Origin of the sequence: Pannonibacter sp. (genome assembly GCF_051860505.1) — a bacterium.
In the GTDB taxonomy this organism is placed as follows: Bacteria; Pseudomonadota; Alphaproteobacteria; order Rhizobiales; family Stappiaceae; genus Pannonibacter.
This window is the reverse complement of sequence record NZ_JBHYDX010000014.1, coordinates 102,319-128,007: the sequence shown is the minus strand read 5'-3', so window position 1 is coordinate 128,007 and position 25,689 is coordinate 102,319. Positions and strand designations below refer to the sequence as shown.

Annotated in this window: 21 protein-coding genes, 1 tRNA gene and 1 riboswitch; of the genes, 15 read left to right on the top strand and 7 right to left on the bottom strand. The window is 62.5% G+C overall.

Annotated features, from left to right (window positions below):
- The first annotated feature begins 208 nt into the window (after positions 1 to 208).
- Positions 209 to 314: riboswitch (TPP riboswitch) on the top strand.
- Positions 315 to 552: 238 nt separating this feature from the next.
- Both ACTIFE_RS11790 and ACTIFE_RS11785 read left to right on the top strand, forming a co-directional pair.
- Positions 553 to 1,206 carry an ABC transporter permease gene (locus tag ACTIFE_RS11790; RefSeq protein ID WP_439529352.1) on the top strand — a complete coding sequence of 218 codons (654 nt, stop codon included), beginning with the start codon at positions 553 to 555 and terminating at the stop codon, positions 1,204 to 1,206.
- 70 nt (positions 1,207 to 1,276) lie between these two features.
- A complete protein-coding gene (locus tag ACTIFE_RS11785; protein ID WP_439529351.1) occupies positions 1,277 to 2,221 on the top strand; it encodes an ABC transporter substrate-binding protein in 945 nt (314 codons plus the stop codon).
- Between the two features lie 256 nt (positions 2,222 to 2,477).
- Here the strand turns inward: ACTIFE_RS11785 and ACTIFE_RS11780 are convergent, their stop codons facing one another.
- The 3 genes from ACTIFE_RS11780 to ACTIFE_RS11770 form a co-directional block, all read right to left on the bottom strand.
- Positions 2,478 to 4,652, bottom strand: a complete 2,175-nt coding sequence (locus ACTIFE_RS11780; protein ID WP_439529343.1) for a CHASE2 domain-containing protein — start codon at positions 4,650 to 4,652, stop codon at positions 2,478 to 2,480.
- A gap of 162 nt (positions 4,653 to 4,814) precedes the next feature.
- Positions 4,815 to 5,705 carry an RNA polymerase sigma factor RpoH gene (gene rpoH, locus ACTIFE_RS11775; protein WP_439529342.1) on the bottom strand — a complete coding sequence of 297 codons (891 nt, stop codon included), beginning with the start codon at positions 5,703 to 5,705 and terminating at the stop codon, positions 4,815 to 4,817.
- A 195-nt stretch (positions 5,706 to 5,900) separates the two neighbouring features.
- A complete protein-coding gene (locus tag ACTIFE_RS11770; RefSeq protein ID WP_439529341.1) occupies positions 5,901 to 6,950 on the bottom strand; it encodes an RluA family pseudouridine synthase in 1,050 nt (349 codons plus the stop codon).
- Between ACTIFE_RS11770 and ACTIFE_RS11765 the strand changes: the two genes are divergently transcribed.
- Entirely contained in the window at positions 6,949 to 7,311 is a 363-nt protein-coding gene (locus ACTIFE_RS11765; RefSeq protein WP_439529340.1) for a hypothetical protein, read from the top strand. The two genes, ACTIFE_RS11770 and ACTIFE_RS11765, sit on opposite strands and share 2 nt — an antisense overlap.
- Positions 7,312 to 7,672: 361 nt before the next feature.
- Positions 7,673 to 7,747: transfer RNA gene (locus tag ACTIFE_RS11760), tRNA-Glu, on the top strand.
- A 111-nt stretch (positions 7,748 to 7,858) separates the two neighbouring features.
- Here the strand turns inward: ACTIFE_RS11760 and ACTIFE_RS11755 are convergent.
- Both ACTIFE_RS11755 and ACTIFE_RS11750 read right to left on the bottom strand, forming a co-directional pair.
- The gene (locus ACTIFE_RS11755) at positions 7,859 to 9,187 is read right to left on the bottom strand and encodes a hypothetical protein (protein WP_439529339.1); all 1,329 of its coding nucleotides are present in this window, start codon (positions 9,185 to 9,187) and stop codon (positions 7,859 to 7,861) included.
- A 133-nt stretch (positions 9,188 to 9,320) separates the two neighbouring features.
- A complete protein-coding gene (locus ACTIFE_RS11750; RefSeq protein ID WP_439529338.1) occupies positions 9,321 to 9,983 on the bottom strand; it encodes a DUF1134 domain-containing protein in 663 nt (220 codons plus the stop codon).
- A gap of 319 nt (positions 9,984 to 10,302) precedes the next feature.
- Between ACTIFE_RS11750 and ACTIFE_RS11745 the strand changes: the two genes are divergently transcribed.
- The 8 genes from ACTIFE_RS11745 (at position 10,303) to ACTIFE_RS11710 (ending at position 18,754) form a co-directional block, all read left to right on the top strand.
- Positions 10,303 to 10,770 (top strand): YHS domain-containing (seleno)protein, encoded by a 468-nt coding sequence (locus ACTIFE_RS11745; RefSeq protein WP_439529337.1) that lies wholly within the window; start codon positions 10,303 to 10,305, stop codon positions 10,768 to 10,770.
- A 96-nt stretch (positions 10,771 to 10,866) separates the two neighbouring features.
- Positions 10,867 to 11,508 carry a histidine phosphotransferase ChpT gene (chpT, locus tag ACTIFE_RS11740; RefSeq protein WP_439529336.1) on the top strand — a complete coding sequence of 214 codons (642 nt, stop codon included), beginning with the start codon at positions 10,867 to 10,869 and terminating at the stop codon, positions 11,506 to 11,508.
- A 132-nt stretch (positions 11,509 to 11,640) separates the two neighbouring features.
- Positions 11,641 to 14,388, top strand: a complete 2,748-nt coding sequence (locus tag ACTIFE_RS11735) for a hybrid sensor histidine kinase/response regulator (RefSeq protein ID WP_439529335.1) — start codon at positions 11,641 to 11,643, stop codon at positions 14,386 to 14,388.
- Positions 14,385 to 14,861, top strand: a complete 477-nt coding sequence (locus tag ACTIFE_RS11730; protein WP_439529334.1) for a chemotaxis protein CheW — start codon at positions 14,385 to 14,387, stop codon at positions 14,859 to 14,861. The genes ACTIFE_RS11735 and ACTIFE_RS11730 overlap by 4 nt, the downstream gene beginning before the upstream one ends.
- Positions 14,862 to 14,904: 43 nt before the next feature.
- Positions 14,905 to 15,270, top strand: a complete 366-nt coding sequence (locus ACTIFE_RS11725) for a response regulator (RefSeq protein WP_439529333.1) — start codon at positions 14,905 to 14,907, stop codon at positions 15,268 to 15,270.
- A 23-nt stretch (positions 15,271 to 15,293) separates the two neighbouring features.
- The gene (locus ACTIFE_RS11720) at positions 15,294 to 16,493 is read left to right on the top strand and encodes a protein-glutamate methylesterase/protein-glutamine glutaminase (RefSeq protein ID WP_439529332.1); all 1,200 of its coding nucleotides are present in this window, start codon (positions 15,294 to 15,296) and stop codon (positions 16,491 to 16,493) included.
- Entirely contained in the window at positions 16,490 to 17,359 is an 870-nt protein-coding gene (locus ACTIFE_RS11715; RefSeq protein ID WP_439529331.1) for a CheR family methyltransferase, read from the top strand. Before ACTIFE_RS11720 ends, ACTIFE_RS11715 begins: the two co-directional genes overlap by 4 nt.
- Positions 17,360 to 17,773: 414 nt before the next feature.
- Positions 17,774 to 18,754 carry an MBL fold metallo-hydrolase gene (locus ACTIFE_RS11710; protein WP_439529330.1) on the top strand — a complete coding sequence of 327 codons (981 nt, stop codon included), beginning with the start codon at positions 17,774 to 17,776 and terminating at the stop codon, positions 18,752 to 18,754.
- A 94-nt stretch (positions 18,755 to 18,848) separates the two neighbouring features.
- On the opposite strand, the gene ctrA is transcribed toward ACTIFE_RS11710, so the two are convergent.
- Positions 18,849 to 19,541: a response regulator transcription factor CtrA gene (gene ctrA / locus ACTIFE_RS11705; protein ID WP_106751399.1), complete on the bottom strand. Its 693-nt coding sequence runs from the start codon at positions 19,539 to 19,541 to the stop codon at positions 18,849 to 18,851.
- Positions 19,542 to 19,913: 372 nt separating this feature from the next.
- Here ctrA and fliI point away from each other — a divergent pair, with 372 nt between their 5' ends.
- Together fliI and fliJ are read left to right on the top strand one after the other, a co-directional pair.
- Positions 19,914 to 21,239 (top strand): flagellar protein export ATPase FliI, encoded by a 1,326-nt coding sequence (fliI, locus tag ACTIFE_RS11700; protein ID WP_439529350.1) that lies wholly within the window; start codon positions 19,914 to 19,916, stop codon positions 21,237 to 21,239.
- Between the two features lie 29 nt (positions 21,240 to 21,268).
- Positions 21,269 to 21,676, top strand: coding sequence for a flagellar export protein FliJ (gene fliJ / locus ACTIFE_RS11695; RefSeq protein WP_439529329.1), 408 nt, complete (start codon positions 21,269 to 21,271; stop codon positions 21,674 to 21,676).
- Between the two features lie 127 nt (positions 21,677 to 21,803).
- Here the strand turns inward: fliJ and ACTIFE_RS11690 are convergent, their stop codons facing one another.
- Positions 21,804 to 22,871, bottom strand: coding sequence for a DUF2336 domain-containing protein (locus tag ACTIFE_RS11690; protein WP_439529328.1), 1,068 nt, complete (start codon positions 22,869 to 22,871; stop codon positions 21,804 to 21,806).
- A gap of 515 nt (positions 22,872 to 23,386) precedes the next feature.
- Here ACTIFE_RS11690 and ACTIFE_RS11685 point away from each other — a divergent pair.
- Entirely contained in the window at positions 23,387 to 25,513 is a 2,127-nt protein-coding gene (locus tag ACTIFE_RS11685) for a mechanosensitive ion channel domain-containing protein (RefSeq protein ID WP_439529327.1), read from the top strand.
- The last annotated feature ends 176 nt before the right edge of the window (positions 25,514 to 25,689 follow it).

Below are 25,689 nucleotides of genomic sequence, written 5' to 3'. Positions count from 1 at the left end.
TGCCATGATGGGACAAAAAAGGGACTTCAGCGATCAACCAACTTGACAGCAACCGATACAGTTGCTGGCCAAGCGCAACGCGAGGCCCGGGGTGACCCCGGTGCTGCCTTAATGGCGACGAAACCGTCTCGTGCTCCCCATATTCCTTCGCCGCGCAATCATCCTGATTTTCCATCTTGCCAAGACCAGCGCAAACACGCATGTTCGTTTCCGGTCCGAGGGGTGCTCCGAAGTGAGCTGAGATGGCGTTCGACGCCGAACCCTTAGAACCTGATCCGGGTCATGCCGGCGAAGGGACGGAAGCCTTTAGCCTTATCCCGGGTCTCCATGCGCGTTCGGTTGTACCGATGACGGGAGATCCTTGTCGTGTCGATTGCCTCAGGCCTGCTCGGGCCCTTGTCTCGTTCTTCGGCCACTTCTGCTGTGGCCAAAAGCCCGCGCGATCCGCGCCGGTTCACCTGGTGGAAGGATGTGGCCGGTGGCCTTGTGACCGCCGCCGTCCTGGTCCTGGCCTGGGACCTTCTGGTTCGTCTTGCCGAAATTCCGCCTTACATGCTGCCAAGGCCTTGGGCCGTGGTCGAGGCCTTTGCGCGGCAACCCTCGTTCCTGCTGTATCACGCGGGTCTGACCCTGACCGAGACCTTGCTGGGCTTTGTCTTTGGCGTTGCGGCGGGCATGCTGGTGGCGTTGGTGATGTGGCTGTCGCCGCTGGTTCGGCGCGGCCTGCTGCCGGTCGTCCTTGTCACCCAGGCGCTGCCGGTTTTCGCCATCGCCCCCATTCTTGTCCTCTGGCTCGGCTTTGGCCTTGCGTCCAAGATCGTGATGGCGGTGCTGGTGATCTTCTTTGCGGTCACCTCCAGCTTCTTTGACGGCCTCCGGCGGATGGATTCCGGTCTTGCCGATCTGTCTCAGCTCTACCGGGCGACCCGCTGGCAGGAAATGACCCTGCTGCGCGTCCCCTCGGCGATGCCGGCGCTCGCCTCCGGCATCCGCATTGCGGCCGTCTTTGCGCCGATCGGAGCGGTTGTCGGTGAGTGGGTCGGGGCCAAGGGCGGGCTAGCTTTCATCATGCTGCAGAGCAACGCCCGCATGCAGACCGATGTGATGTTTGCAGCCCTGTTCCTGCTGGCCACCATGGTCCTGACCTTGCGCTTTGCCTCTGACCGGCTGACCCGCCGTCTGGTCTCCTGGCAACCCGAAGACTGATTCAGCCTTTCGCCAGACCGTCTTTTTCTTCCCCGTCCCGGCGCTGCTGCCGGGCTTCAACCCAAGGAGTATCCGCTTGTCCCGTCTTGCGTCCCTCGCGCTTGCTGCCGCGCTGCTCACATCGACACCGGCCCTCGCCGCCGAGAAGTTCACCGTCCTGATGGACTGGTTCACCAACCCGGATCACGCGCCGCTGGTCGTTGCCAAACAGAAGGGTTTCTTCGCGGCCGAAGGCCTTGAGGTCGAACTGATCGAACCGGCCGATCCGTCCATGCCGCCGAAGCTGGTTGCCGCCGGCCAGGCCGAAATCGCGGTCTCCTATCAGCCGACCCTGCATGCCCAGATCGATGAAGGTCTGCCGCTGAGCTGGATCGGCACCCTGGTCGAGACACCGCTCAACTCCTTGATCGTGCTGGAGGATGGTCCGATCAAGAGCCTCGCCGATCTGAAGGGCAAGAAAATCGGCTTCTCCGTCTCCGGTTTCGAGGATGCAATGCTTGGCCAGATGCTGAAGTCGCAGGGACTTGCCATCACCGATGTCGAGCTGATCAACGTCAACTTCGCCCTGTCACCGGCGCTGATGTCCGGTCAGGTCGATGCGATCATTGGCGGCTACCGCAATTTCGAGCTGACCCAGATCGAGATCGAAGGCAAGAAGGGCAAGGCCTTCTATCCGGAAGAGAACGGCGTGCCGGTGTTCGACGAGCTGATCTATGTCGCGCACAAGGACAAGCTGGACGATCCGCGCCTGCCGAAGTTCCTTGCTGCCATCGAGAAGGCCACGATCTATCTTACCAACCACCCGGACGAAGCCTGGCAAGCCTTCATCGCAGCGCATCCGAACCTGGATGATACACTCAACCGTCGCGCCTGGGCCGACACGCTGCCCCGCTTTGCCAAGCGTCCGGGCGCGCTGGACGCCGCCCGCTACACCCGCTTTGCCACCTTCCTGAAGGACAACGAACTGATCAAGTCCGTTCCCCCGGTCGAAACCTACGCCCGGGAAGTGAACTGAGCGGACTGGCACTGAGCTGAAACAGTTCAACCGCACCGGAGCCTCGAAGCTCCCCTCCCCCTCGTGGGGAGGGGTTCGGAGGTGGGGGGACTTCTGTGAACCGGAAGGAAAACCTCGCCCCGCGCCGTCCCGGCCTTGTGCCGGGACCTGTCTGGATGGCGCTTCCTCTGAAGATGGATGCAACGAGGCGGTACCGTAACGGGTCCCTGAACAAGGCCGGGACGGCGCGGAGTTTGGTCCGGCACGTTGTCTTTACCTACTGCGCCGCCATCGCCAGCCCGGCCACCCGTTCGGCCATCTTGTCGTAGAAGGGCCTGAGCGACTGCGGGGCGAGCGCGCGGCAGGCGGCGAGCGCCTCTTCCGCCCGCCGTGCCGCGCCTTCATCCAGGGCCTCGACCAGCGCCAGATGCTGGCGCTCCAGTTTCTGGAAGGCTTCCGTGCGCCTGTGGTCCTCATCGCCGACCAAGGCGAAGAGCTTGACCGGCAGCGACTTGCCCTTCAGCGGGATGGCGCCTGCCTCCAGATAGGCGAAATCTGGTGCTTCGGTCCGCGTGTCACCGGAGACCAGCAACTCCGCGCCGACGCTCTTGCAGCTGGATTCAATCCGGCTGGCGACGTTCACCGCATCGCCGATGACAGAATAGTTGAATCTGCGGCTTGATCCCATGTTGCCGACGCAGGCCTCGCCGGTGTTGAGGCCAATGCCGATCTGCACCGTCTGTGCCCTGAGGCCCCGCGCCTTGAACGCGAAAGCGTCTTCTGCATTGAGTTCGTCGACAATGCGCAGCATGTCCAGAGATGCGGCGCAGGCGAGGGCGGCATGGTCCTCTTCGGTCACCGGCGCATTCCAGAACGCCATGATGCTGTCGCCGATATACTTGTCGATGGTGCCGCCATGCGCCTGGATGGCATCGGACAACGGCGACAGCAGGGTGTTGAGGAAATGTACCAGCTCGGTTGGCGTCAGCTGTTCGGAGATCGGCGTAAAGCCGCGCACGTCCATGAACAGGATGGTCATCGGCCTCAGTTCCCCGCCCAGCACCAGCTGATCCGGCCGCTTTTCCAGCTGATGCACCAGATCGGGTGACAGGTACTGACTGAAGGCCTGGCGCACGAAGCGCTTCTCCTTGTCCGTCAGCACGTAGAGCAGAGCCATCCCAACGGCGAAGACCACAAAGGCGGTGACTGAGGGATAGAGCGGATCGATCAGCAGACTTCGGGTCAGGTAGAGATAGATCGCGCCGCCCGTCAGCGTGCCCGCCAGGGCGAGGGTCAAAACGCCGGTGGCCAGGCCTCCGGCGAAGGGCAGCAGCAGGACCAGGATGAACCCGCCGGCAAAGGTGGCAATCAGCTCCAGCCCGTCGGCCCAGTCCGGCCGGACCAGAAAGTCATTCGAGATGATCTGCTCCGTCGCCTGGGCATGGATTGAGACGCCCGGGACGAGCTGGCCCAGCGGCGTCGCGCGGATGTCGAACAGTCCCGCAGCGGAGGTGCCGACAAAGACGATGTTGCCTTCGATCCGGCTGCGCAGGGCGGTGCGCCGGGCCGGGTCGAGCACATCGGCTGCGGAAACATAACGCTCCCTGCGGTCGATGTCGTAATGCACCCAAAGTTCCCCAATGGCCGTCGTCGGAACCGGGAAAGCGCCGACTTTCAGGTCGGTGATGGTGGTCTGACCACTTGCTGTTTCGCCACTGGCTGTGCTGGTACGCACGATCAGGCCACTGGCGCCTTGCGCAACGCGCAAGGCTTCGATGGCGAGGCTGGGGAACACGGTCTTGCCATCGGAAAACAACATTGGAATGCGTCGGACGACGCCGCCCGTATCGCTGGCGGACAGAGACACACTGCCGATACCGCTGGCGGCCTCCTCGAGGAGCGGCAGGGCCGACAGGGCGGATGGAAACGCCGGCAGCAGGGTTGCCGGGTCTGTGCCGCCAAAGGCAATTCCGGCCTTTTGTGCCGGCAGGCGGGGCGATGCGGTTGGCAGAACGGCAAATCCAAGCACGCTCGGCGCGGCAGAGAGTGCATCGGCCAGCATCTTGTCCGTATCCGGTAACCGGGACAGCGCCGCGCGGATATCTTCGCCATCGGGCCGTCCGCTCAGGTCGAGGGTTTCGGCAAGACGCACCGGCGATGACCGGTCGGCCTCGGCAAAGATCACGTCAAAGGCGATGACAGCCGCGCCCAGTTCCGTCAATCCGGTGACAAGCTCGGCAACCCGGCTCCGCGGCCAGGGCCATTGCCCATGGGCGGCAATCGAGGCCTCGTCGATATCGACGATGCGCACGGGCAGGTCCTGGTAAGTGCGCGGGGCAAGACGCTGCAGGTAATCGAAGGTAAGTTCTCGCACTGACACGAGAAAATCGGGGTTCAGCACCCGGATGGCCGTCATCAGCCCGAGGGCGACGGCGGCGCAGGCGCCGACCACGAACCGTTTTCCCGTCAAACGTCGCAACGCCACGGTGTTCCCCACTCCGAGCCAGCAAAGCAGCACCCTAGAGCAGAACTGGCTATGGGAAAACCTGTTTTGCTGGGCGGCGCAGGGCAGCGGAAATCTCCGATCACCCTGCGACCGCAAGCAGTTCCTGCCTCAGTTCAGCAACGATTGCTCCAGGGCACGGGCGCTTTTCTGGACAGCCTTCTGAACCTTCTCGAAAGCGCGCACCTCGATCTGGCGCACCCGCTCGCGGCTGACGCCGAATTCCGCCGAAAGATCTTCGAGGGTCATCGGTTCTTCGGACAGCCGGCGGGCTTCGAAGATGCGCCGTTCACGCTCGTTGAGCACGTCCATTGCATCGGACAGCAGCTTGCGGCGCTGGTCGAGTTCTTCCTGGTTGGCAAGCAGGGTCTCCTGGCTGTCGCTTTCGTCGACAAGCCAGTCCTGCCACTCGCCGCTTTCCGCCTCCGCCGACCGGATCGGCGCATTCAGCGAGGCATCGCCGCCGAGGCGCCGGTTCATCGACACGACTTCCTCCTCCGACACGCCCAGCTTGGTCGCAATTTCCTGCACCTGTTCCGGCTTCAGGTCGCCTTCGTTCAGGGCCTGGATCTTGCTTTTGAGGCGGCGCAGGTTGAAGAACAGCCGCTTCTGGTTGGCGGTCGTGCCCATCTTGACCAGCGACCACGAGCGCAGGATGTACTCCTGGATCGCGGCCTTGATCCACCACATGGCATAGGTGGCAAGGCGGAAGCCGCGTTCGGGTTCGAAGCGCTTGACCGCCTGCATCAGGCCGACATTGCCTTCCGAAACGACTTCGCCGATCGGAAGGCCGTAGCCCCGGTACCCCATGGCGATCTTGGCCACGAGGCGCAGGTGCGAATTGACCAGTTTCTCGGCGGCGGCAGGATCGTCATGCTCCCGGTAGCGCTTGGCGAGCATGTATTCTTCCTGCGGCTCCAGCATTGGAAACCGGCGGATTTCATCGAGATATCGGCTCAGGCCGCCTTCACCGGCGACAAGCATCGGTACATTCCGGGCCATGACATGCGCCCCCTTCTTGGCTGGCGTCCCCCGACTGGCGGCCGCTCCCTGTCCTCCTGCGGACGTTCGGGGATGCGCCTTGTGCCAGTCTTCCTGCGGCAACGCGGTTCATCGGCGTCCCGTTCGAGGCTCGCCGATGGACAAGGATATAAGCAGCATTGCGACAATTACAGGACCGGGCGGACAGGCCCGAACCTAAAATTTTCGTAATGCGTCCAGGAGGGCCTTGAAGTCCGCCGGAATGTCACTCTCGAAAGTCATGGTCTCGCCGGTCACCGGATGCTCGAAGGCGAGCAGGCCGGCATGCAGCGCCTGGCGCGGGAAATTCAGCACTTCCGAGCGCAGGGGTTCGGGCAGGGGATTGGCTTTGGTCTTGAACCCGGCGCCATAAACATGATCGCCGATCAGCGGCAGGCCGACATGGGCCATGTGCACGCGGATCTGGTGGGTGCGGCCGGTTTCCAGCATGCATTCCACCAGCGCGGCGAGCGAGGGCTGGTCGGCGGGGCCGAAACGTTCCTGCACCTGCCAGTGGGTCACGGCATGACGTCCGCTGGTGCGCACAACGTTGATCTTCTGCCGGTTGTGTTCTGACCGGGCAAGATTGGCATCGACCGTTCCCCGAAGTGCGGCCGGCGCGCCCCAGACCAGCGCCTGATAGGACCGCTCCAGGGGGCCGGTGCGGCCATGATCGGCAAACTGTTCCGACAGGCCCTTGTGGGCCTGGTCGGTCTTGGCCACCACCAGCAGGCCGGACGTGTCCTTGTCCAGCCGGTGCACGATGCCGGGCCGCCGCACGCCGCCGATGCCCGACAGGCTGTCGCCGCAATGGTGGATCAGCGCATTGACCAGTGTTCCTGTCCAGTTGCCGGCGCCTGGATGCACCACCAGCCCCGCCGGCTTGTCGATGACGATCAGGGCGTCGTCTTCATAGACGATGTCGAGCGGGATATTCTCGCCCTGCGGCTCCGGTTCCTCGGGTTCCGGCAGGGTGAGGGTCAGGCTGTCGCCGTCCTGAACCTTGTATTTGGCTTCCTTCACCGTCTTGTCATTGACTGAGACCTCGCCGGCCTTGATGAGGTTCTGCAGCCGGTTGCGGCTGAGATCTGCGAAATGGGCGGCAAGAACCGCATCCAGCCGCTTGCCCGCATCGTCCGGCCCGGCTACGAAGCCTGCAACTGCGTCCTCGTGCCCGTCTTCGGCGTCGTTCCCGAGCGCCGGCTGTTCTGGAGTGCTGTCTGTCATGACCAAGTCTGCCTATGATGATCGCGAGCCGGGCAACGGAGAGGAAGCGCCGCTGGATCCTGCGGTGCTGCGTGTCCAGACGCGCCTGCGCCGGCTGGTGGCCGGCTCGACCCTGATCATGATCGCCGGTGTTTGTGCCCTCTTGGCAGCAATCATCTACAAGGTCAATTCCGTCGGCAACGTGCCGGATGGAAACTGGCCGGATGTCGTTGCTCTCGAGACTGCCGGCGAGGTGCGCAGCCTGTCCGTGTCAGATGGCGTGCTTTACTTGCTGGTTCAGGACGGGACCACGACGGTCCTCCAGCGCCTGGACACCGCCACCGGAAAGGTCATCGGCCGGACAACGCTCGCAAGGCCTTGAGCTCGAAGCAGTTCCGGCAAAACAGCGGTTCGCCACCAAACCTCGACACCAACTCCGGCGCCCCGGTTCGGGCCAAGCCTTCGCCGCAGCTCAGCCTCGCCCTCCGCGCCGTCCCGGCCTTGTGCCGGGACCTGTCAGGCTCGCGAACCGTTGAAGCTCGAGGAGAAGCTGTCGGTTCCCTCACAGGTCCCGGCACAAGGCCGGGACAGCGCGGGGGCGAGAACGCAGCTGGCTCAAGGCCCAGACAGCAGGGAAGAGACGTCACCGCGGCCAGTTCCGGATCCGAAATACCGCTTGCCTTGCAGCCGGCAAACAATTATACGGGCCGTCTCGCAACGATATGGCTTTGCCTGTTGCAGCCGCTCCCATCGTCTAGCGGTCAGGACGCTGCCCTCTCACGGCGGAAACAGGGGTTCGATTCCCCTTGGGAGTACCATTCCCTTCCGGAAACTTTAAGTGCGCGCGGGTTTGACCTGACTGGTCCCGTGTGTCCGAACCGGCCGGGAACATGCGCCTGTGTGCGATTTCCCTCTCCGCGATTTTCCTTTCAGGCGACGATCTGCTTCTTTCCTGAGCGGCCTTCGCGCGGGGCTTGTTCCTGATTGGCCTGGCCCGATTTATCAGGACCGGCCTGGTCTGCAGCCTTCGCTGCGCGCTGCGGTTTTGCGTTGGCGCCCGGCTGGTCTGTCTGCGGGGCGGTTGAGACCGACAGGGCTTCACGTGCCGCTGTACTCGCCCGCACGATCCGTCCGGCGATCTCGACAGCGGACAGCCTTGCGGCCGTTGCAGGTGTCGTCGGGGCTGGCGTTGCCTCGGTCAGCGTCGCAGCCTTTCCGGCAGCTTTTCGGCTGCGCGTCGTCTTGGGCTTTTCGTCTTCGGGCTGCTCTGTCCTTGCCGCAATCACCGATCCGGCCAGCGCCTTCAGTTCGTCTCGCAAAGCTGTCACGGCCGGGCTGGTGGCAAGTTCGCTCGTCAGGCGCGCGATTTCGGCACGGGTCTTGGCCAGGGCCCGGTCCTGTGCGGCCGCCCGCGCTGCCAGCTTTGCATTCTCGCGTGCGGTTTCCTTGAGGGTCTGGTCCATCTGCGCCACAAGTCCGTCCGGCAGACCGCCTGCCAGATCGAGCTGCAGGGTGAGCCGGGCAACATCGGCCTGCGCGGCGATGAAGTCGGTCTCCCGGTCCATCAGCTCGCTCTCGAGCCGGGCGATGCTGCGGCGCAGCCTGACCATGTCGGCATCGGGTTGTATCTGGTCGGCCAATGCCTCGACCGGTGGCGCGGGCATTTGCGTTGCCGTAGGTGTACGGCTTGCCAACTGGCGCTGCAGGCTGGCGATCTGGGCCTCAAGCGCGGAAATCGTTGCGGCGGCAAGCGGATCTGAACTGGTGCCACGGCGCGAGTCTAGCAACTGGAGCAAGTCGGCAACCTCGGTCTCAGCCTGTTTCAGGCTTGCAGCCAGTTCGTTGGCTTCCGTTCGGGCAAGGGTCAGATCTTCACGCAGTTGCCTGTTTTCGTCCGTCTGCGCTGCAAGCAATGCATCTACTTCACGGCGGTGTTCGGACAATTCATTGCGCTGGGTCTGCAGCGCGAGACGTTCTGGCAGGTACTTTCCAGCCTCCGCCCGGGCTTTTGCGGCCTGTGCCTTCAGCCGGTCCAGCTCGCGCTCCAGCCGGCGATGGGTCAGAGCCGCTTCGGCGCGCAAGGCGTCCTGTGCTGCTTTGACTTCGCGATAGGTCGAGGGATGCGTTGCCAGGACAGCATCACGTGTCAGCCGCACGGCCCGGCGCCAGACAGCAGGCAAAATCAGGAGTGCCAGCAGCCCTGCCGCCAGAAACCCCAGGAATGCATACATCGCCGCTTCGATCACGCGCTGCCTCATCGGCTCGTCCGGGCCCGGTACCGGACCGACCCGCTGCCACCCATGATTACCCGAGGGCAGGGCGCAGGCCAAGGGGGGCGAGGCGGCTAATTGGGGGCCGCCGCATCCAATCCGGTTCCTACCGCCTGGTCTCTCAGAAGGGGTTCCAGGTCGGCTGCTGGGTAAACTTCAGATAGCCGATGTTCAGTCCAAGGCGTGCGCCGACTCCGGCCTTTACCGGTACGACCAGGATGTTGTTGTTGTTCAGGACTGTCATGCCAAAGCCGCCGATGAGATAAGCAGAACCATTGACGCCAGCGTAGCGCTGGTACATCGCCTCGACATTCGGCAAGTTGTAGATCAGCATCATGACGCGCGCGCCGTCACCGCCGAAATCCCAGCCGATCGACGGGCCTTGCCAGAACACCTTGTGATTGCCCGCGTTGCGCGTGAAGAGATCTCCCTCGCCATAGCGTGCGCCGGCGATAAGCGCGCCGGATCCCTCCTCGCCGAGGATATAGCCGTTCGGTTGGCCGTAGCTTTTGAAAGCATTCTCGATCACGGATGCAAGACCGCCGGAGACAGAGCCGAAGAAACGGTGACCGGCGTCGACAATCTCCTCCTGACTGTAGTTGGTGTTGCCTGGAGCGGTCGACTGGGCCACGGCTGCCTGGATCCCGAACACCAGGCACAGGACATAGGCGACGGCCGCGAACGGCCAGAATGGCCGTGCCCGGTGGATCTTCACGGTGCCGGTGGTTCCGGTGCCATTGAGGTTCGCCACTTTGGCAGTGTGATGTGTGGTCGGGTGGCGCATCCTTGCAAGTCTCCTACTGGTGGCGTCAGTCCGGCCTGCGCCGGACCAAAGCCAGGACATCTATACGCCCTGTGCCGGGTGCGTGCAGACGGTTGCGGGGCCTGTTGCCTGGCCGGGAGAGAGCAAGCCTTGCATGGCTACCTTGCTGCGGCCTTGCGTGACTTGTTCCGGCCCGGTCCGTTCCGGCATGCTATGTTCAATTTGCTGCGAGTCGTGATGGCTTCATTGGAAATTCAGACCCGAATCAATGGCAGAGTGTAGACTAATTCTGACCAACCTGTGGCCGACGCTCCGTAATCGCGTGCAGCGCGGTGTCCGGTTGCGCGCTACTGATTGGTTTCTGGCGACAGTTCTTGCTTTGGCGTTGGGCCTTCCCAACATCGCCGACGCCCGTCCAGCCTATTTCCTGGCGGACCCCGTCACCGGCTATGCCATCGGCGGCTATGATCCTGTTGCGTTTTTTGTCGACAGGCGACCGCGCATGGGGGAGCCGAGGCTGGAATACTCCTGGCGCGGTGCACGTTGGCTGTTTCTCAACGAGGGCAACAAGGCGGCTTTTGAGCGCGCGCCGGAGGTCTATGCACCACAGTTTGCCGGATGCGGCGCCTATGGGCTGGCGGAGGGGTATGCGACCGCGGGCAACCCGTCGATCTTCGTGGTGATTGAAGACCGGCTCTACTTCTTCCACACTGTCGTCAATCGTTTCCTGTTCCTCGTCGAACGGGAAACCGCGATTGCCGATGCACAGGCAAATGCCGCGAAGACTGGCTGTCTGCCGCGCAATTAAGGCCGCGCGCTTGGCAGGGCGCGCAGGGCTGTGTAACCCTCTGCCTCGCAGCAGCGAATCACCCTACGGCTTTCGCAGACCCGGAGACTGACACGCATGTCCGAACTCAAAGACCTCACCTCGCTCGACCTCGCGGCGCTGGTCTCCAGCCGGATCTGCCACGACATCATTTCTCCCGTGGGCGCGATCATCAACGGCCTCGAAGTGCTGGATGATGACAATGCGGGAGACATGCGCGAATTCGCCATGGACCTGATCCGCAAGAGCGCGCGTCAGGCGTCGGCCAAGCTTCAGTTTGCCCGCCTTGCTTTTGGCGCAGCCGGCTCTGCTGGCGCCGAGATCGACCTGGGGGATGCCCAGTCGGTTGCGACGGCACTGATGGAGAACGAGAAGTCAAATCTCAACTGGCAGGTCGACCGGCACCTGATGCCGAAGAACCTGGTTAAACTTTTGCTAAACTTGCTCTTGATTGCCAACCAGTGCGTTCCGCGCGGCGGCGAAATCGTTATCCGCATGACAGGTGAACCGTCCAAGCCGAACTTTGAACTGACCGCCAAGGGTGTAAACCCGAGGATTCCTCTGGGAATGCAGGCCACATTGGGCGGTGAAGAGCCTGAACGTGTCGATGCGCACTCTGTTCAGCCTATTTACACACTTTTGCTTGCACGCGAGTGCGGGATGACCATTGAGCTCGTGAAAGACGAGGACCTCGTCAGGCTTACCGCACGTCAGTCATGACAAAAACAGGTTCATGGCGACCTGTTTGTTTCAACCTATCTTAACTGTTTAAGGCCACCCTTCACTCATGGACATCCCGGTCCAGCCGTCCTTTGGGGCGCGGAACCAGTAAACGTCGGGTGAGTGCAGGCTATGGACGACCTCCTCAGAGAATTTCTGACCGAGACGAGTGAAAGTCTCGATGTTGTTGACGTTGAGCTCGTCAAGTTCGAGCAGGAGCCGAACAACGCCACCATTCTGGATAATATCTTCCGTCTGGTACACACCATCAAAGGTACGTGCGGCTTCCTCGGTCTCCCCCGCCTCGAAGGGATCGCGCACGCTGCGGAAACCCTGATGGGCAAGTTCCGCGACGGCGTGCCGGTGACCCCGGAAGCGGTTTCGCTGATCCTCAATTCCATCGACCGGATCAAGGAGATCCTGGCCGACCTGGAAGCTGCCGAGGGCGAGGAACCGCAGGGCGATGACAGCGACCTGATTTCCGAACTGGAACGCATGTCGATGAGCGCGGAGAAGCCCGCTGTGGCTCCCGTGAAGGCGGCGGCACCTGCACCAGTCGTGCCCGAACCGGCCATTCAGGTTCCCGACCAGTCGCTTGAGCGCGCCCTGCGCCCTGGTGAGGTCTCCCTTGATGAACTGGAACGCGCGTTCCGGGAAACGGAAATCGAGGTCGAGGTTGCCGCTCCGGTTGAGGCCGTTGTAGAAACGCCGGCTCCGAAGGCCCAGAAGCCTGCGCCGCGCGCGGCTGCCGCGCTGAAGGATGACGATCACGACGACAAAGCCGACAAGAAAGCTGCTGCCGGTGGTGGCGTGTCGAACCAGTCGATCCGCGTCGCCGTCGAAACCCTCGAACACCTGATGACCATGGTCTCCGAGCTGGTGCTGACCCGCAACCAGCTCCTGGAAATCGTGCGCCGTCATGAAGACAGCGAATTCAAGGTGCCGCTGCAGCGTCTGTCCAACGTGACGGCCGAGCTGCAGGAAGGCGTCATGAAGACCCGCATGCAGCCGATCGGCAATGCCTGGCAGAAGCTGCCGCGCATCGTCCGCGACCTGAGCCAGGAACTCGGCAAGCCAATCGAACTCGAAATGATTGGCGCCGAGACCGAACTCGACCGCCAGGTCCTTGAAATGATCAAGGACCCGCTGACCCACATGGTCCGCAACTCGGCCGACCACGGCCTCGAAATGCCGGCGGTCCGCCGTGCTGCCGGCAAGCCGGAAAAGGGCTTCATCACCTTGGCGGCCTATCATGAAGGCGGCCATATCATCATCGAGGTGAAGGACGACGGTAAGGGTCTCGACGTCGAGAAGATCAAGGCCAAGGTCATCGAGCGTGGGCTCGCGACTGAAGCTGAAGTCGACAAGATGACCGATGCGCAGATCCATCGCTACATCTTCGCGGCAGGCTTCTCCACGGCCGCTGCTGTTACCAGCGTCTCTGGCCGCGGCGTCGGCATGGACGTGGTGCGCAACAACATCGAGCTGATCGGTGGTACCGTTGACCTGCGCTCGACGCCGGGCAAGGGCTCCAGCTTCATCATCAAGATCCCGCTCACCCTTGCCATTGTCTCGACGCTGATCGTCGAGGCCGGCGGTGACCGGTTTGCGATCCCGCAGCTGTCGGTGGTGGAACTGGTCCGCGTCCAGACCAACTCCGAACATCGCATCGAGCGGATCAAGAACACGCCGGTCCTGCGTCTGCGCAACAAGCTGCTGCCGCTGCTGCATCTGTCGCAGTTGCTGGGCACCTATGAAGGCGAGGACGCCGAGAAGGCGATCAACGACGACAACGGCTTCATCGTTGTCATGCAGGTTGGCAGCCAGACCTTCGGCGTTGTCGTCGACGGCGTCTTCCACACCGAGGAAATCGTCGTCAAGCCGATGTCCTCGATGCTGCGCAACCTCAACATGTTCTCCGGCAACACCATCCTCGGCGATGGCTCGGTGATCATGATCATCGATCCGAACGGCATCGCCTCCGCGATGGCGAGCCAGGCCTCGAGTGCGGTTGCTGAGCAGAACGAGGAAGCCGATGAGAACCGCCGCGTTGCCGGCGAAGGCCAGAAGCCGATCTCGCTGCTGCTGTTCCGCGCCGGTGCGCCGGAGCCGAAGGCCGTGCCGCTGTCCCTGGTCACGCGTCTGGAAGAGTTCGAGGTCTCCAAGATCGAACGCTCCAACGGCCGCGATCTGGTCCAGTACCGCGGTTCGCTGATGCCGCTCGTCTATGTCAACGAAGGCGACCATCACAAGGTCGAAGGCACCCAGCCGATGCTGGTGTTCTCCGACAGCGGCCGCTCCATGGGCCTGGTGGTTGACGAGATCGTCGACATTGTCGAAGAGCGCCTGCACATCGAAGTTGGCTCCGAGCGTCCGGGTATCCTCGGCTCGGCAGTCATCAAGGAACGCGCAACTGAAATTCTCGACCTCGGCTACTACCTGCCGCAGGCCTTCGAGGACTGGTTCATGCGCAAGGAGATGGACATCCGTTCGCTGACGAAGAAGATCCTCTTCGTCGATGACTCGGCCTTCTTCCGCAACATGCTGACCCCGGTGCTGAAAGCCGCCGGCTATGACGTCACCACCTGCGATGGTCCGGACGAAGCCTTCGAAGTGCTCGAAAGCGGCGTCGAGTTCCAGGCCGTGGTCAGTGACATCGAGATGCCGCGTGTCAACGGCTTCGAGTTCTGCGAGGCCCTGCGCCGCGATCCGCGCTTCCGCAAGATGCCGGTCCTGGCCCTGTCGGCCATGGTTACGCCGGCCTCGATCGAACGCGGCCGCCAGGCAGGTTTCGACGATTATGTGGCGAAGTTCGACCGTCCGGGTCTGATCGCTGCTCTCAAGGATGTGTTCTCGGGTGAAATGGGAGTTGCCGCATGAGTGTCTTGGACCATAGCGTCGCCTCGGGCACCGACATGATCCAGTACGTCACCGTGGTGATCGGTGGCCAGTTGTTCGGCCTGCCGATCTCCCAGGTGCACGACGTCTTCGTGCCGGAAAGCGTGACCCGGGTGCCGTTGTCGGCCCCGGAAGTCGCTGGAGTGCTGAACCTGCGCGGGCGCATTGTGACGGCGATCAACATGCGCCGCCGCCTGCACCTGCCGCCGCGCCAGGACGGCCAGATGATGGCCGTCGGCATCGAGTACAAGCATGAATCCTACGGACTTGTGATCGATACGGTTGGCGAGGTCCTGACCCTCTCCGGCAAGACGGCCGAGCCGAACCCGCAGAACCTTGACAAGCGCTGGGCCGAAATTTCTGCCGGCGTGCATCGGCTGGATGGTCAGCTGATGGTCATCCTCGATGTGGAGCGTCTGCTCGGGGCCATGATGACCGACGCGATGGCCGCCTGACGCCATCGCCGTACGCGGCTCCGGCAAAGTGGAGATGAAACAGATGAAACAGTGTCTCGTGGTGGATGATTCCAGCGTCATCCGCAAGGTCGCCCGCCGGATCCTCGAGGATCTGCAGTTCCAGATTTCGGAAGCCGAGGACGGTCAGCAGGCACTCGATGCATGCCGCAAGGCCATGCCGGATGCCATCCTGCTCGACTGGAACATGCCGGTGATGGACGGTCTTGAGTTCCTGACCAGCCTGCGCCGGGAACCCGGTGGCGAGAAGCCGATCGTGGTCTTCTGCACCACGGAGAACGATGTGGCCCATATCGCCCGGGCGATCCGCGCCGGGGCCAATGAATACATCATGAAGCCGTTTGATCGGGAGATCGTGGAAGCGAAATTCCAGGAAGTCGGCCTCATCTGATCTCTCCTGTATGGGTGCGCCACATGGCTTTTGCACAAATGAACCCGAGTACCGGGTCATCTCCGAATACGGACCCCATCCGTGTCATGGTCGTTGACGACGCGGTCGTCATCCGTGGCCTTCTGAGCCGATGGCTGGACGCTGATCCGGCGCTTGCCGTCGTCGCTTCCCATCGCAATGGCAAGCTGGCGGTGGATGACATCCTGCGCAGCAATCCGGATGTCGTTGTCCTCGATATCGAAATGCCGGAAATGGACGGCATGACCGCCTTGCCGCTGATGCTGGCCAAGAAGCGTGACCTGGTTGTCGTCATGGCCTCCACGCTGACGCGTCGCAACGCTGATATCTCGCTGAAAGCCCTGACCCTCGGCGCGGCTGACTATGTTCCGAAGCCGGAATCCACGTCTGAAATCACCACTTCGGTCGATTTTCGCCGTGAACTGATCGACAAGGTCAAGATCCTCGGGGAACGGGCGCGCCGCCTGTCCGGCCGTGGCAAGACCATGCGGGCCGAGACCAACGCGGGACGATCCGCGTCGCAGGCCCCTGTCGGCGCGCTGGCAAACAGGCCGGCAATGCCGGGCGTGCGGGCAGATGCCGGCAAGCCAGGCTTCCAGCTCAAGCCCTATTCGTCCGCGCGTCCGCGCATCCTGGCGATTGGCTCGTCCACCGGCGGACCGCAGGCGCTGCAGCAACTGATGAAGGACATCGGTTCGACGGTGAGCGATATTCCGGTCGTCATCACCCAGCACATGCCGCCCACCTTCACGGCCATTCTCGCCGAACATATCGGCAAGGCCGCCATGCGTCCGTCGAAGGAGGCCGAGACCGGAGACGTGCTGCAGCCGGGTCACATCTACGTGGCGCCAGGTGGCAAGCACATGATCCTCGAAAAGGATGCCGGTGCGGTCAAGGTGCGGCTGACCGACGACGCACCGGTGAATTTCTGCAAGCCTGCGGTTGATCCGCTGTTTGACAGCGTCGCCAAGGCTTATGGCTCAGCCACCCTCGCGGTGGTTCTGACCGGCATGGGTTCGGACGGCGCCAATGGCGTCAAGACGATCTCTGCCGGTGGTGGCAGCATCATCGCCCAGGACGAGGCCTCGAGCGTCGTTTGGGGCATGCCGGGTGCCGCCGCAAACACCGGTCTTTGCAGCGACGTGCTGCCGCTGACGGACATCGGTCCCAAGATTGTTCGTGTGTTGAAGGGGAGTGCCCGATGACCCCGACTGAGTATGATTTTCTCAAGCGGTTCCTGAAGGAACGCTCGGGCCTGATGTTGTCTGACGACAAGCAGTATCTCGTTGAAAGCCGGCTGGTTCCGGTGGCCCGCAAGAATGGCATCGACACCCTGTCGGGTCTCGTGCAGGCCATGCAGCGCGGTGGCAACGCCGTCTTGTCGAATGCTGTAGTCGAGGCGATGACGACGAACGAGTCGTTCTTCTTTCGCGACAAGACGCCGTTCGAACACTTCAACAACATCATGCTGCCGGCGATGCTGGAAAAGCGTGCCAGCTCGCGCAGCGTGAAGATCTGGTGCGCGGCTGCGTCCACCGGCCAGGAGCCGTATTCCATCGGCATCTGCCTGAAGGAAGCCGCACACAAGGTCGCCGGCTGGCGTTTCCGCATCCTTGGGACTGACCTGTCCTCGGAAGTTCTGGAAAAGGCGAAGGCTGGCATCTACAGCCAGTTCGAAGTCCAGCGCGGCCTGCCGATCCAGATGCTGCTGAAGTATTTCGCCCAGCAGGGGGATCTCTGGCAGATCAATCCGGACCTGCGGACCATGATCGAATGGCGCAAGCTGAATCTCCTGGAGAATTTCAGCCACCTCGGTGAATTCGACATCGTGTTCTGCCGCAACGTGCTGATCTATTTTGACCAGCAGACCAAGATCGACATCCTTCAGCGCATTGCTCGCATGATGCCGGAGGATGGTTTCCTCGTTCTGGGCGCGGCCGAGACTGTTGTCGGCCTGACCGATGCCTTCCAGCCGGTTCCCGGCCAGCGCGGCCTCTATCAGCTGAAGCAGGCGGCAAGCGCGACCGCCGCACCGCGGCTGGCCATGGCAAGCAGCTTCGGATTGAAGTGAGCCGTGCGATCCAGAACCTGATTGAGGGCCGGTCCAGTGACCGGCCCTTTTGTTTTTGACAACCCCTGTATCGTCATCCCGGACGAGAGCGAAGCGGAGATCCGGGACCGGAGAGCCAAGGTCTCTCCCGGTTAGCTGATTGAACCATAGAGGCCCCGACTCTCAGGTCCCGGCTCGGCGCTGCGCTTGGCCGGGATGACTTCGGAGAGGTCGAGGTTTGTCATCAAGCTCGAGGCCGGTCCAGTGACCGGCCCTTTTGCATGTCCTCACGCAGTGATCACAAGGCCGTCAGATGCGCCCGACTTCTTGGTCTGATGCAATCCTTAACGTTCCCGGTGGCGTAGGGAACCCGATCCAGTGTCCAGCCGGAGACTGCGTCATGAACAGGTGGGCCTTGTGCCCGAAGGAGGCAAAATGACGGACCAGACCAATTCCATTTCCCGGCGGGGCTTGTTGGCCGGGGCCGCCGGGCTTGGGCTCGCCGGAATGTCGGGCATGACCCTTGCTCCGGGTATTGCACATGCAGCCGCACCACAGCAGGCCGGCGTTCTTCCTGTAATCAGCCGGTATCGGCTCGGCGATTTCGAGGTGACGACGCTTCTCGACGGGGCAGCGGTCAGTGAAGAGCCGCAGAAGACCTTCGGCATGAATGTGCCGGCGGAGGAGTTCAATGCCGTTTCGCAGGCGAGTTTCCTGCCTGTTGACAAGTTCCGCAATTCCTTCACGCCGACCCTCGTCAACACCGGTAATGAACTGGTGCTGTTCGATACGGGCGTCGGTGAAGGCGGGCGTCCGGGGCGGGGTAACTTGCGTGCGGCCATCCTCGCCGCCGGATATACGCCGGAGCAGGTCAATATCGTTGTCCTCACCCACATGCATCCCGACCATATCGGCGGCATGATCGAAGCCGGCGCTCCTGCCTTCCCGAATGCCCGGTATGTCACGGGGCAGGGCGAGTTCGATTTCTGGTCCAAGCAGGATCCCGCCAGCAATGGCGTTGCCAAGCTGATGACGACCAACATCACGCCCTTTGCCGAGAAGATGTCCTTCATCGGGGAGGGGGGCAGCGTGGTCTCCGGCATCACCGGGATGGCTGCGGTCGGTCACACGCCCGGGCACATGGTCTACATGCTCGAGTCTGCCGGGCAGCAGCTCCTGATCACGGCCGACATGACCAATCACTATGTCTGGTCGCTGGCTTACCCGGACTGGGAAGTCCGCTTTGACATGGACAAGGCCGCAGCGGCCGCGACCCGGCGCAAGGTGCTCGGCATGCTGGCCAGCGATCGGATCCCGTTCATCGGCTATCACATGCCGGCACCGGCCCTCGGGTTTGTCGAGGCGGCTGGTTCGGGCTTTCGCTACGTCCCGGCGACCTATCAGCTCAACCTGTGACGGTCACCGGCATGAAATGACGAAAGGCCTCGCCGGTAATCCGGCGAGGCCTTTTGAATGAAGCGAGGCTTGGAGAAGGGCAGGGCGAGCTGGATCAGGCCGCCACTTCCATGTCGGGTTCGCGCAGCACATAACCGCGGCCCCAGACGGTTTCGATATAGTTCTTGCCGTGTGTCGCTGCCGCCAGTTTCTTGCGCAGCTTGCAGATGAACACGTCGATGATCTTCAGTTCCGGTTCGTCCATCCCGCCGTAGAGATGGTTCAGGAACATTTCCTTGGTCAGGGTCGTGCCCTTGCGCAGCGAGAGGAGTTCCAGCATCTGGTACTCCTTGCCGGTCAGGTGCACGCGCTGGCCGGACACTTCAACGGTCTTGGTGTCGAGGTTGACGCGCAGGTCGCCGGTGACGATGACCGACTGGGCGTGGCCCTTCGAGCGACGGACGATCGCATGGATGCGGGCGACCAGTTCGTCCTTGTGGAACGGCTTGGTCATGTAGTCGTCGGCACCGAAGCCGAGACCGCGCACCTTGTCCTCGATGCCGGCAAGACCGGACAGGATCAGGATCGGTGTCTTGACCTTGGACACGCGCAGTGTCCGCAGAACCTCGTAACCGGACATGTCCGGGAGATTCAGGTCGAGCATAATGATGTCATAATCGTACAGTTTGCCGAGGTCGATGCCTTCCTCGCCAAGATCTGTCGTGTAGACGTTGAAGTTTTCGGACTTCAGCATCAGCTCGATGCTCTGCGCCGTGGCGCTGTCGTCCTCAATCAACAATACACGCATGCCAATCCCCTTGTGCTGCCTATCCTGGGCAAGTCGCAACGGCTCTGTCGGTGCCTGCTACGAAGGACTGCTGTTAACCCCGACTCAAAGCTAATGGTCAATGGTTAACAAATTCTGATTCGTAGCAGCAAGCCTTATGAGAACGAATCTGTGAAGAACCCGCCAAGGAATTGAGAATCAAGAAAATTCTGACCTCAGGCCTACTTAACGTTTCACATGAAGAAATCGTGCTAGCCGATTCCGTACAGACTCATTTCACGCAGTCCCGCTCCGCCCTGAAATGGCTCTCGCCTCTCAACGCTTCGTTCATTAACATTAAGCAGAGACGTAAACGTTCGGTTACCGACAGCCTGTTTCCGAGGAGATGCAGCCCTGAAATCGCTCTTTGCCGAGATCGAATCGCTCATGGCCACAGAAATCTGGGGGCGGGTCGTCGCTGTCCAGGGCCTCTTGGTGGAGATCGCCGGGCCGATCCATGAAATGAGCGTCGGCGCCCGCCTTGCCATCGATATTGGCGAGGGAAACCAGCCAGTCTTTGCCGAAGTGGTGGGGTTCCGGTCAGGGCATGCGCTGTGCATGCCTTTCTCGGGTCTGGAGGGGGTGCGAATGGGGTGCCGGGCCGTCATCGCGGCGCGTGACAGTGTCGTGCATCCTGCAACCGCATGGCTCGGCCGAGTTATTAACGCGATGGGCGAGCCGATCGACGGCAAGGGCGCCTTGCCGGGCGGTGAACTGGCCCGCCGGTTGCGCTCTGCACCGCCTCCAGCTGCCGACCGGGCTCGCGTAGGCGGACCACTGGACCTGGGCGTCAGGGCGCTTAACACCTTCGTCACCTGCTGCGAGGGCCAGCGCATGGGCATCTTCGCCGGCTCCGGTGTCGGCAAGTCCGTCCTGATGTCGATGCTGGCGCGCAACACCGACTGCGACGTCTCTGTGATCGGCCTTATCGGCGAACGCGGCCGCGAGGTGCAGGAATTCATCGAGGATGACCTGGGCGAGGAGGGGCTGGCGCGCTCGGTTGTCGTCGTCGCCACGTCTGACGAAAGCGTGCTGATGCGGCGCCAGGCAGCCTATCTTGCCATGACCGTCGCGGAGCATTTCCGCGACGAAGGCAAGCGCGTGCTGTGCATGATGGATTCCATCACGCGCTTTGCCATGGCGCAGCGCGAGATCGGCCTGTCGATCGGCGAGCCGCCGACATCGAAGGGCTATACGCCGACCGTCTTCACCGAGCTGCCGCGGCTGCTCGAGCGGGCAGGGCCGGGCAAGGTCGGCTCCGGATCGATCACCGGCCTGTTCACGGTCCTCGTCGAAGGCGACAATCACAACGAGCCGGTCGCCGATGCGGTGCGCGGGATTCTCGATGGCCATGTGGTCATGGAACGCGCGATTGCCGAGAGGGGGCGCTATCCGGCGATCAATGTGCTAAAGTCGGTGTCGCGGACGATGCCGCGCTGTGTTCCGGAAGCCTATGTGCCGATCCTGAGGAAGGCGAAGGCCCTGATGGCAACCTTCGCCGACATGGAAGAGCTGATCCGGCTGGGCGCCTACAGGCGCGGATCCGATGCCCTTGTCGATGAGGCCATTGGCCGGCATGAGCTGATGGAAGACTTTCTGACACAAGGCAAGGGCGATGCGACGAGCCTCGATGAGGGCTATGCGATGCTTGCCAACCTTTTGGAAATGAGTCCCGGATAATGTAGGTGGCCAAAGGGGAGTACTGAGTCATGAAGTCCCGAGAAAGCCTCATTCGCCTGAAGCGCTTCCAGGTTGACGAGAAGCGCCGTCATCTGATGCAGATCGAGTCCATGATTGCGGACTTCCATCGCATGGCGGACGAACTGGATGATCAGATTCGCTCCGAGCAAGAGCGTGTCGGCATTACCGATGTGGCGCATTTCGCCTATCCGACCTTCGCCAAGGCGGCTGCGACCCGCCGCGACAACCTGCGCAATTCGGCGCTGGAGCTGAATGACCAGCTGGAACGCGCCCGCGATGAGCTGACCCAGTCCATCGAGGAACTGAAGAAGTTCGAGCAACTTGAGGAACGCGATCACCAGCGTGAGCGTGAAGCCCAGGAACAGGCCGAGCAGGCCTTGCTCGACGAGGTTGCCAGCCGGGTCCGCGCCCGCTGAAGCGAAGCCGGGCCTTCCCCGCCCGGCCTTTCCTGCTCCCTTGCCGCCGATTGCCCGTTTTTTGCCGGGTCCAGGGCCTGCGTTATCGCGCCGGCCTTTTTACATCGGCAGCGCGGAACTCTTTTCTTCAGGCTGACGCGCGCCGTGCTGCAAAGCCGCTCGACCGGCGCTTGAGTTCGAGCGGATCATCCTGGCGCTGGGTGTATTGGCGCACCAGGGCGGCGGCCTGGCTTTCCGGGATCCGCAGGTAGCGGCATCTGGCCCGGGCCAGGGCCTCGAAGGTTGGTTCCGCGAGCTTCGCCTGCCGTGCGGCAGAGATGATTTGGGCCGTTTCCCCGGAGAGCACGGACTCTTTCAGCTTCTGCCGGTTGTCCTTGGTCTCCAGTGCGATCAACTCGGCGGCGTGGCCCAGCCGGTCGTCCTCCAGCAAGAGCATCAGCATGTCGTCGAGCGTTGCAAATTGGCTCTCGACGATTTGCCACAGCTTGCCGATCTCGAAAGTGTCGAGGCGGATGCCGAGAGCCCGTCTGAGGGACCGCCGCCGGGCGATGCCATCCAGTTCCTCCGGCGTGATCTGCCCGGTGGCCACGGCCCTCAGCCGTTCCCGTGTCACCGGGTTCACATGCGGGATCAGGAAGCTGCAGATCGTCGGCGTCAGGTCGCAACGCATGGTGAGGTCTTCGCGCAGCACCGCATCATTGATGGCCCCTTCGGCGAGGTTCCGCATCGCCCATTCCGACAGCCGGACATTGCGGTTGCTGGCCACCCGGCGCATCACCTTGCCGCTGCCACGCCGAACAAGGGCATCTGCCGCCCGGCTTGGCAGGTCGCGCCGGCCGGCCAGAACCTGCAGATGGCCGTCATCGAGCTTGCGCGCCAACGAAACGATGTCCGTCGCGGTCAGGGCCTTTGAACGCTCGAGCATCGGTTTTGCCACCACGAGAACATCGGCGGCGAGGCGCAGGGCGAGAGGTGAGGGGGTCTGCGGACATCCGGCCAGGGTCTGTGACAGCCGGGCGCGCGCCTTCTCTTCGGTCTGGTCGACCAGATGCAGCAGGATATCGCTGAACAGGGCCAGTTCTGCGGGGGTATGTGTTCCAACGCCTTGCAGGAAGACCTCGGCAGTCTTCTGCATCAGCGCCGCGCGCGAATCCGGTGATGTCTCCTGCGCCAGCGCAAGAAGCTTCTTCAGCATGGCCCCATCCGTATATTTGACTGATCGTAACCTCATTACGGTTAGGGTTTCGTTACAGGCTGCCTTGATTGCGACCATGTTTTTGCACCGGATGTCGTGCAACTTGCTCCGCCGTTTGCTATCTGATGCCTATGATCGATTGTGTGATGACCTCCTCCTGTTCCGATGTCCGCCCCCGCCGCCTGCGCCAGCTGTTCCTATGGCTGGCATGCGCTCTTGTCTGTCTGATGCTCGCGGCCTCTGGCCTGGCCAATGCCCAAACATCAGGCCAAACGTCGGGCCAGACTTCGACACAGGCCCCGATACAGCCCCAGAGCCAGCCCGCGTCCCCCTCTGCTCCGGCAGCGCAAACCGGCCCGGCCGCCGCCGAGCCAGCCAAGGCCGCCCCTGCAACGGCGCCCAACGGGTCCGCAGCCGGTGCATCATCCGCTGCAGCGCCCGCTCCTGCTTCGTCCACCCCGGCATCCCCGCAGACGCAGCAGGACATCGCGGCCGCGCGGGATGCTCTGGTCCAGGTGCTGCAGGACCCGGTCGGCCGGGCGGCACTCGTCGGTCTGCTCGAAGGCCTTGGCAAGAGTGGCGTCGTCAGTGGACAGGTCGCCGAGGCGGCAACGCCCGCGCAGGCAATTCGACCGGTTTCGGCGGCAGAGCAGATCCTGTCCGGGCGAATCGGTGATTTTTCGCGGCAGGCCTTTGGCGATGTCGTGTCGGTGTTCAACCGCATTTCCGTCTCCCTTAAGGGCCTGCAGTTGCTCTTCACCGGGCAGATCCAGGTCAAGTGGGACAAGGTCAAGGAAAGTGCGGCAGAACTCGCGGTCGTATTGGGTGCGGCAATCGGCACCTACTGGCTGTTGCGGCTGATTGGCCGCTTGGGGGGCACCTGGCTTGTCAGGCGCTTCAGCGCGCGTGGCTGGTATTGGCGTATCGGCCTGCTGCTGCTGCTTGCGGCCGGTGACGTGCTTGCTCTCCTGCTTGGCGTTGTCATGGCCGTCGTGGTGGTCGGCATCATGCATCTGGGGCAACTCGGCGGTGAGATCACGCTGATCGAGTCGCTTGCCCTCGATGCATTCCTTGCGGCGGGTGTGGCGCGGGTGCTTTTGCGCGTGTTGCTGTCGCCGGATTACCAGGGCCTGCGGCTGGTGCCGTTCTCCACTGCCACATCGCGCTACTGGGCCGCCTGGGTCGGGGCGCTGCTGTCGTTGCTGGTGTATGGCGTGATCCTGGCTGTGCCGATCGCGAACATCACCATGTCCCTGGCGATTGGAAATGCCTTGCGGGTGATTGTCATCCTCGCAGCGGCGGCGACGGCCATCGGGCTGGTCCTGCGCAACGCAACACCCGTGCGTCTGGCGATCCAGTCCTATGCCGCGACCCTTGACGGCGAGCTTGGCCGCAGTCTCATGCATCTGCTGGGGCGGCTCTGGGCGTTTCTGGCGATCCTTTACACGCTCGTTGTGCTTGGCATCTGGATCACACGGCCGCTTGAGGCGATGGAAGTCGTGGTCAATGCCACCTTCTTCTCGATTGTGATCATTCTGGCCGGTGGCGTCAGTTCGATGCTGCTGACGCGGAAGATCGCAGGCGGAATTCACCTGCCCGAGCACATCTCCGAAACTCTCCCGGCGCTGGAAGGGCGGATCAATTCCGTGGTGCCGCATCTGCTCAAGGTCGTGCGGCTGGTCCTGTTCATCGTGACGGCAGCCGTTCTGCTCGACACCTGGTCCGTCATTGATCTTGCAGACTGGCTGAAGGCGGGGGCCGGAACCGAAATTGTCGGCCGGTTTGCCTCGGCAGGCTTTGTTGTTCTGCTTGGCTGCCTCGTCTGGCTGGCCGTGATGTCCTGGGTTGACCTGCGCCTCCGTCCGGCCGGCGACATGATCGTCTCGGCCCGCGAGCGGACGCTGTTCCAGCTGTTCCGCAATGCCTTCACCGTCGTGGTCATTGTCATGACTGGCATGCTGACCCTTTCCGAGCTTGGGCTCGACATCGGGCCGCTGATCGCCGGTGCGGGTGTGCTTGGTCTTGCCGTGTCATTCGGCGCGCAGACGTTGGTGAAGGACATCATCACCGGCGCCTTCATCCAGATCGAGAACGCCATTAACGAAGGCGATGTCATCACCGTTGCCGGGATCACCGGCACGGTGGAACGCCTGACGGTGCGCTCCGTCCGCATTCGTGACATCAACGGCACCACCCATATCATTCCGTTTTCCAGCGTCGACATGGTCTCCAACTTCATGCGCGACTTCTCCTATCATGTCGCGGTGATCGGGGTGTCCTACGCGACCGACATCGATATGGCGAAAGCAGCGCTGAAGGAGGCGTTCGACCGCCTGAAGGCCTCGCCGGCAGGGGGAAGCATCATCGGGGATCTGGAAATGCACGGTGTCATCGCGTTCGGCGATTCCGCAGTCAGCATCCGGGCGCGGATCAAGACCTTCCCCGGCGCCCAATGGGCCACGGGGCGTGCCTACAACGAGCATATCAAGCGGGTGTTCGACGAGAAGGGCATCGATATTCCGTTCCCGCAGGTCACCTATCATGTGGCCTCCGATTCCGCGAAGTCTGAGCGGCCGGGCGAAGTAAAACCGACTGAAGCCCTCCCCAAGGATGCAGGAGCGGCGCCCGGGGCGGCGTCATGACAGGATATCTTTGGTCAGGAGCCGGGGAAGAAAGCCGCGCTGTTTCCGCGTAGACGGGAAAACTTTGAACTTCCTACGTACTAACGCGTAGCTCGTGAATTGCTCCCGGCGTTTGCTGCGTTGCGGTAGATGTCGCCTGTCCCGGTAAAATGTGCTGTTGCGGAAACTGCAATGCA

Coding starts and splice junctions, on each gene's coding strand:
- ctrA (WP_106751399.1), bottom strand. CDS start 19,541: ATGCGTGTATTGTTGATTGAGGACGACAGCGCCACGGCGCAGAGCATC.
- ACTIFE_RS11750 (WP_439529338.1), bottom strand. CDS start 9,983: ATGCGCCACCCGACCACACATCACACTGCCAAAGTGGCGAACCTCAAT.
- ACTIFE_RS11765 (WP_439529340.1), top strand. CDS start 6,949: ATGACCAAGTCTGCCTATGATGATCGCGAGCCGGGCAACGGAGAGGAA.
- fliJ (WP_439529329.1), top strand. CDS start 21,269: ATGAAGTCCCGAGAAAGCCTCATTCGCCTGAAGCGCTTCCAGGTTGAC.
- ACTIFE_RS11735 (WP_439529335.1), top strand. CDS start 11,641: ATGGACGACCTCCTCAGAGAATTTCTGACCGAGACGAGTGAAAGTCTC.
- ACTIFE_RS11730 (WP_439529334.1), top strand. CDS start 14,385: ATGAGTGTCTTGGACCATAGCGTCGCCTCGGGCACCGACATGATCCAG.
- ACTIFE_RS11790 (WP_439529352.1), top strand. CDS start 553: ATGCTGCCAAGGCCTTGGGCCGTGGTCGAGGCCTTTGCGCGGCAACCC.
- ACTIFE_RS11690 (WP_439529328.1), bottom strand. CDS start 22,871: ATGCTGAAGAAGCTTCTTGCGCTGGCGCAGGAGACATCACCGGATTCG.
- ACTIFE_RS11770 (WP_439529341.1), bottom strand. CDS start 6,950: ATGACAGACAGCACTCCAGAACAGCCGGCGCTCGGGAACGACGCCGAA.
- ACTIFE_RS11720 (WP_439529332.1), top strand. CDS start 15,294: ATGGCTTTTGCACAAATGAACCCGAGTACCGGGTCATCTCCGAATACG.
- ACTIFE_RS11755 (WP_439529339.1), bottom strand. CDS start 9,187: ATGAGGCAGCGCGTGATCGAAGCGGCGATGTATGCATTCCTGGGGTTT.
- ACTIFE_RS11710 (WP_439529330.1), top strand. CDS start 17,774: ATGACGGACCAGACCAATTCCATTTCCCGGCGGGGCTTGTTGGCCGGG.
- ACTIFE_RS11715 (WP_439529331.1), top strand. CDS start 16,490: ATGACCCCGACTGAGTATGATTTTCTCAAGCGGTTCCTGAAGGAACGC.
- rpoH (WP_439529342.1), bottom strand. CDS start 5,705: ATGGCCCGGAATGTACCGATGCTTGTCGCCGGTGAAGGCGGCCTGAGC.
- chpT (WP_439529336.1), top strand. CDS start 10,867: ATGTCCGAACTCAAAGACCTCACCTCGCTCGACCTCGCGGCGCTGGTC.
- ACTIFE_RS11725 (WP_439529333.1), top strand. CDS start 14,905: ATGAAACAGTGTCTCGTGGTGGATGATTCCAGCGTCATCCGCAAGGTC.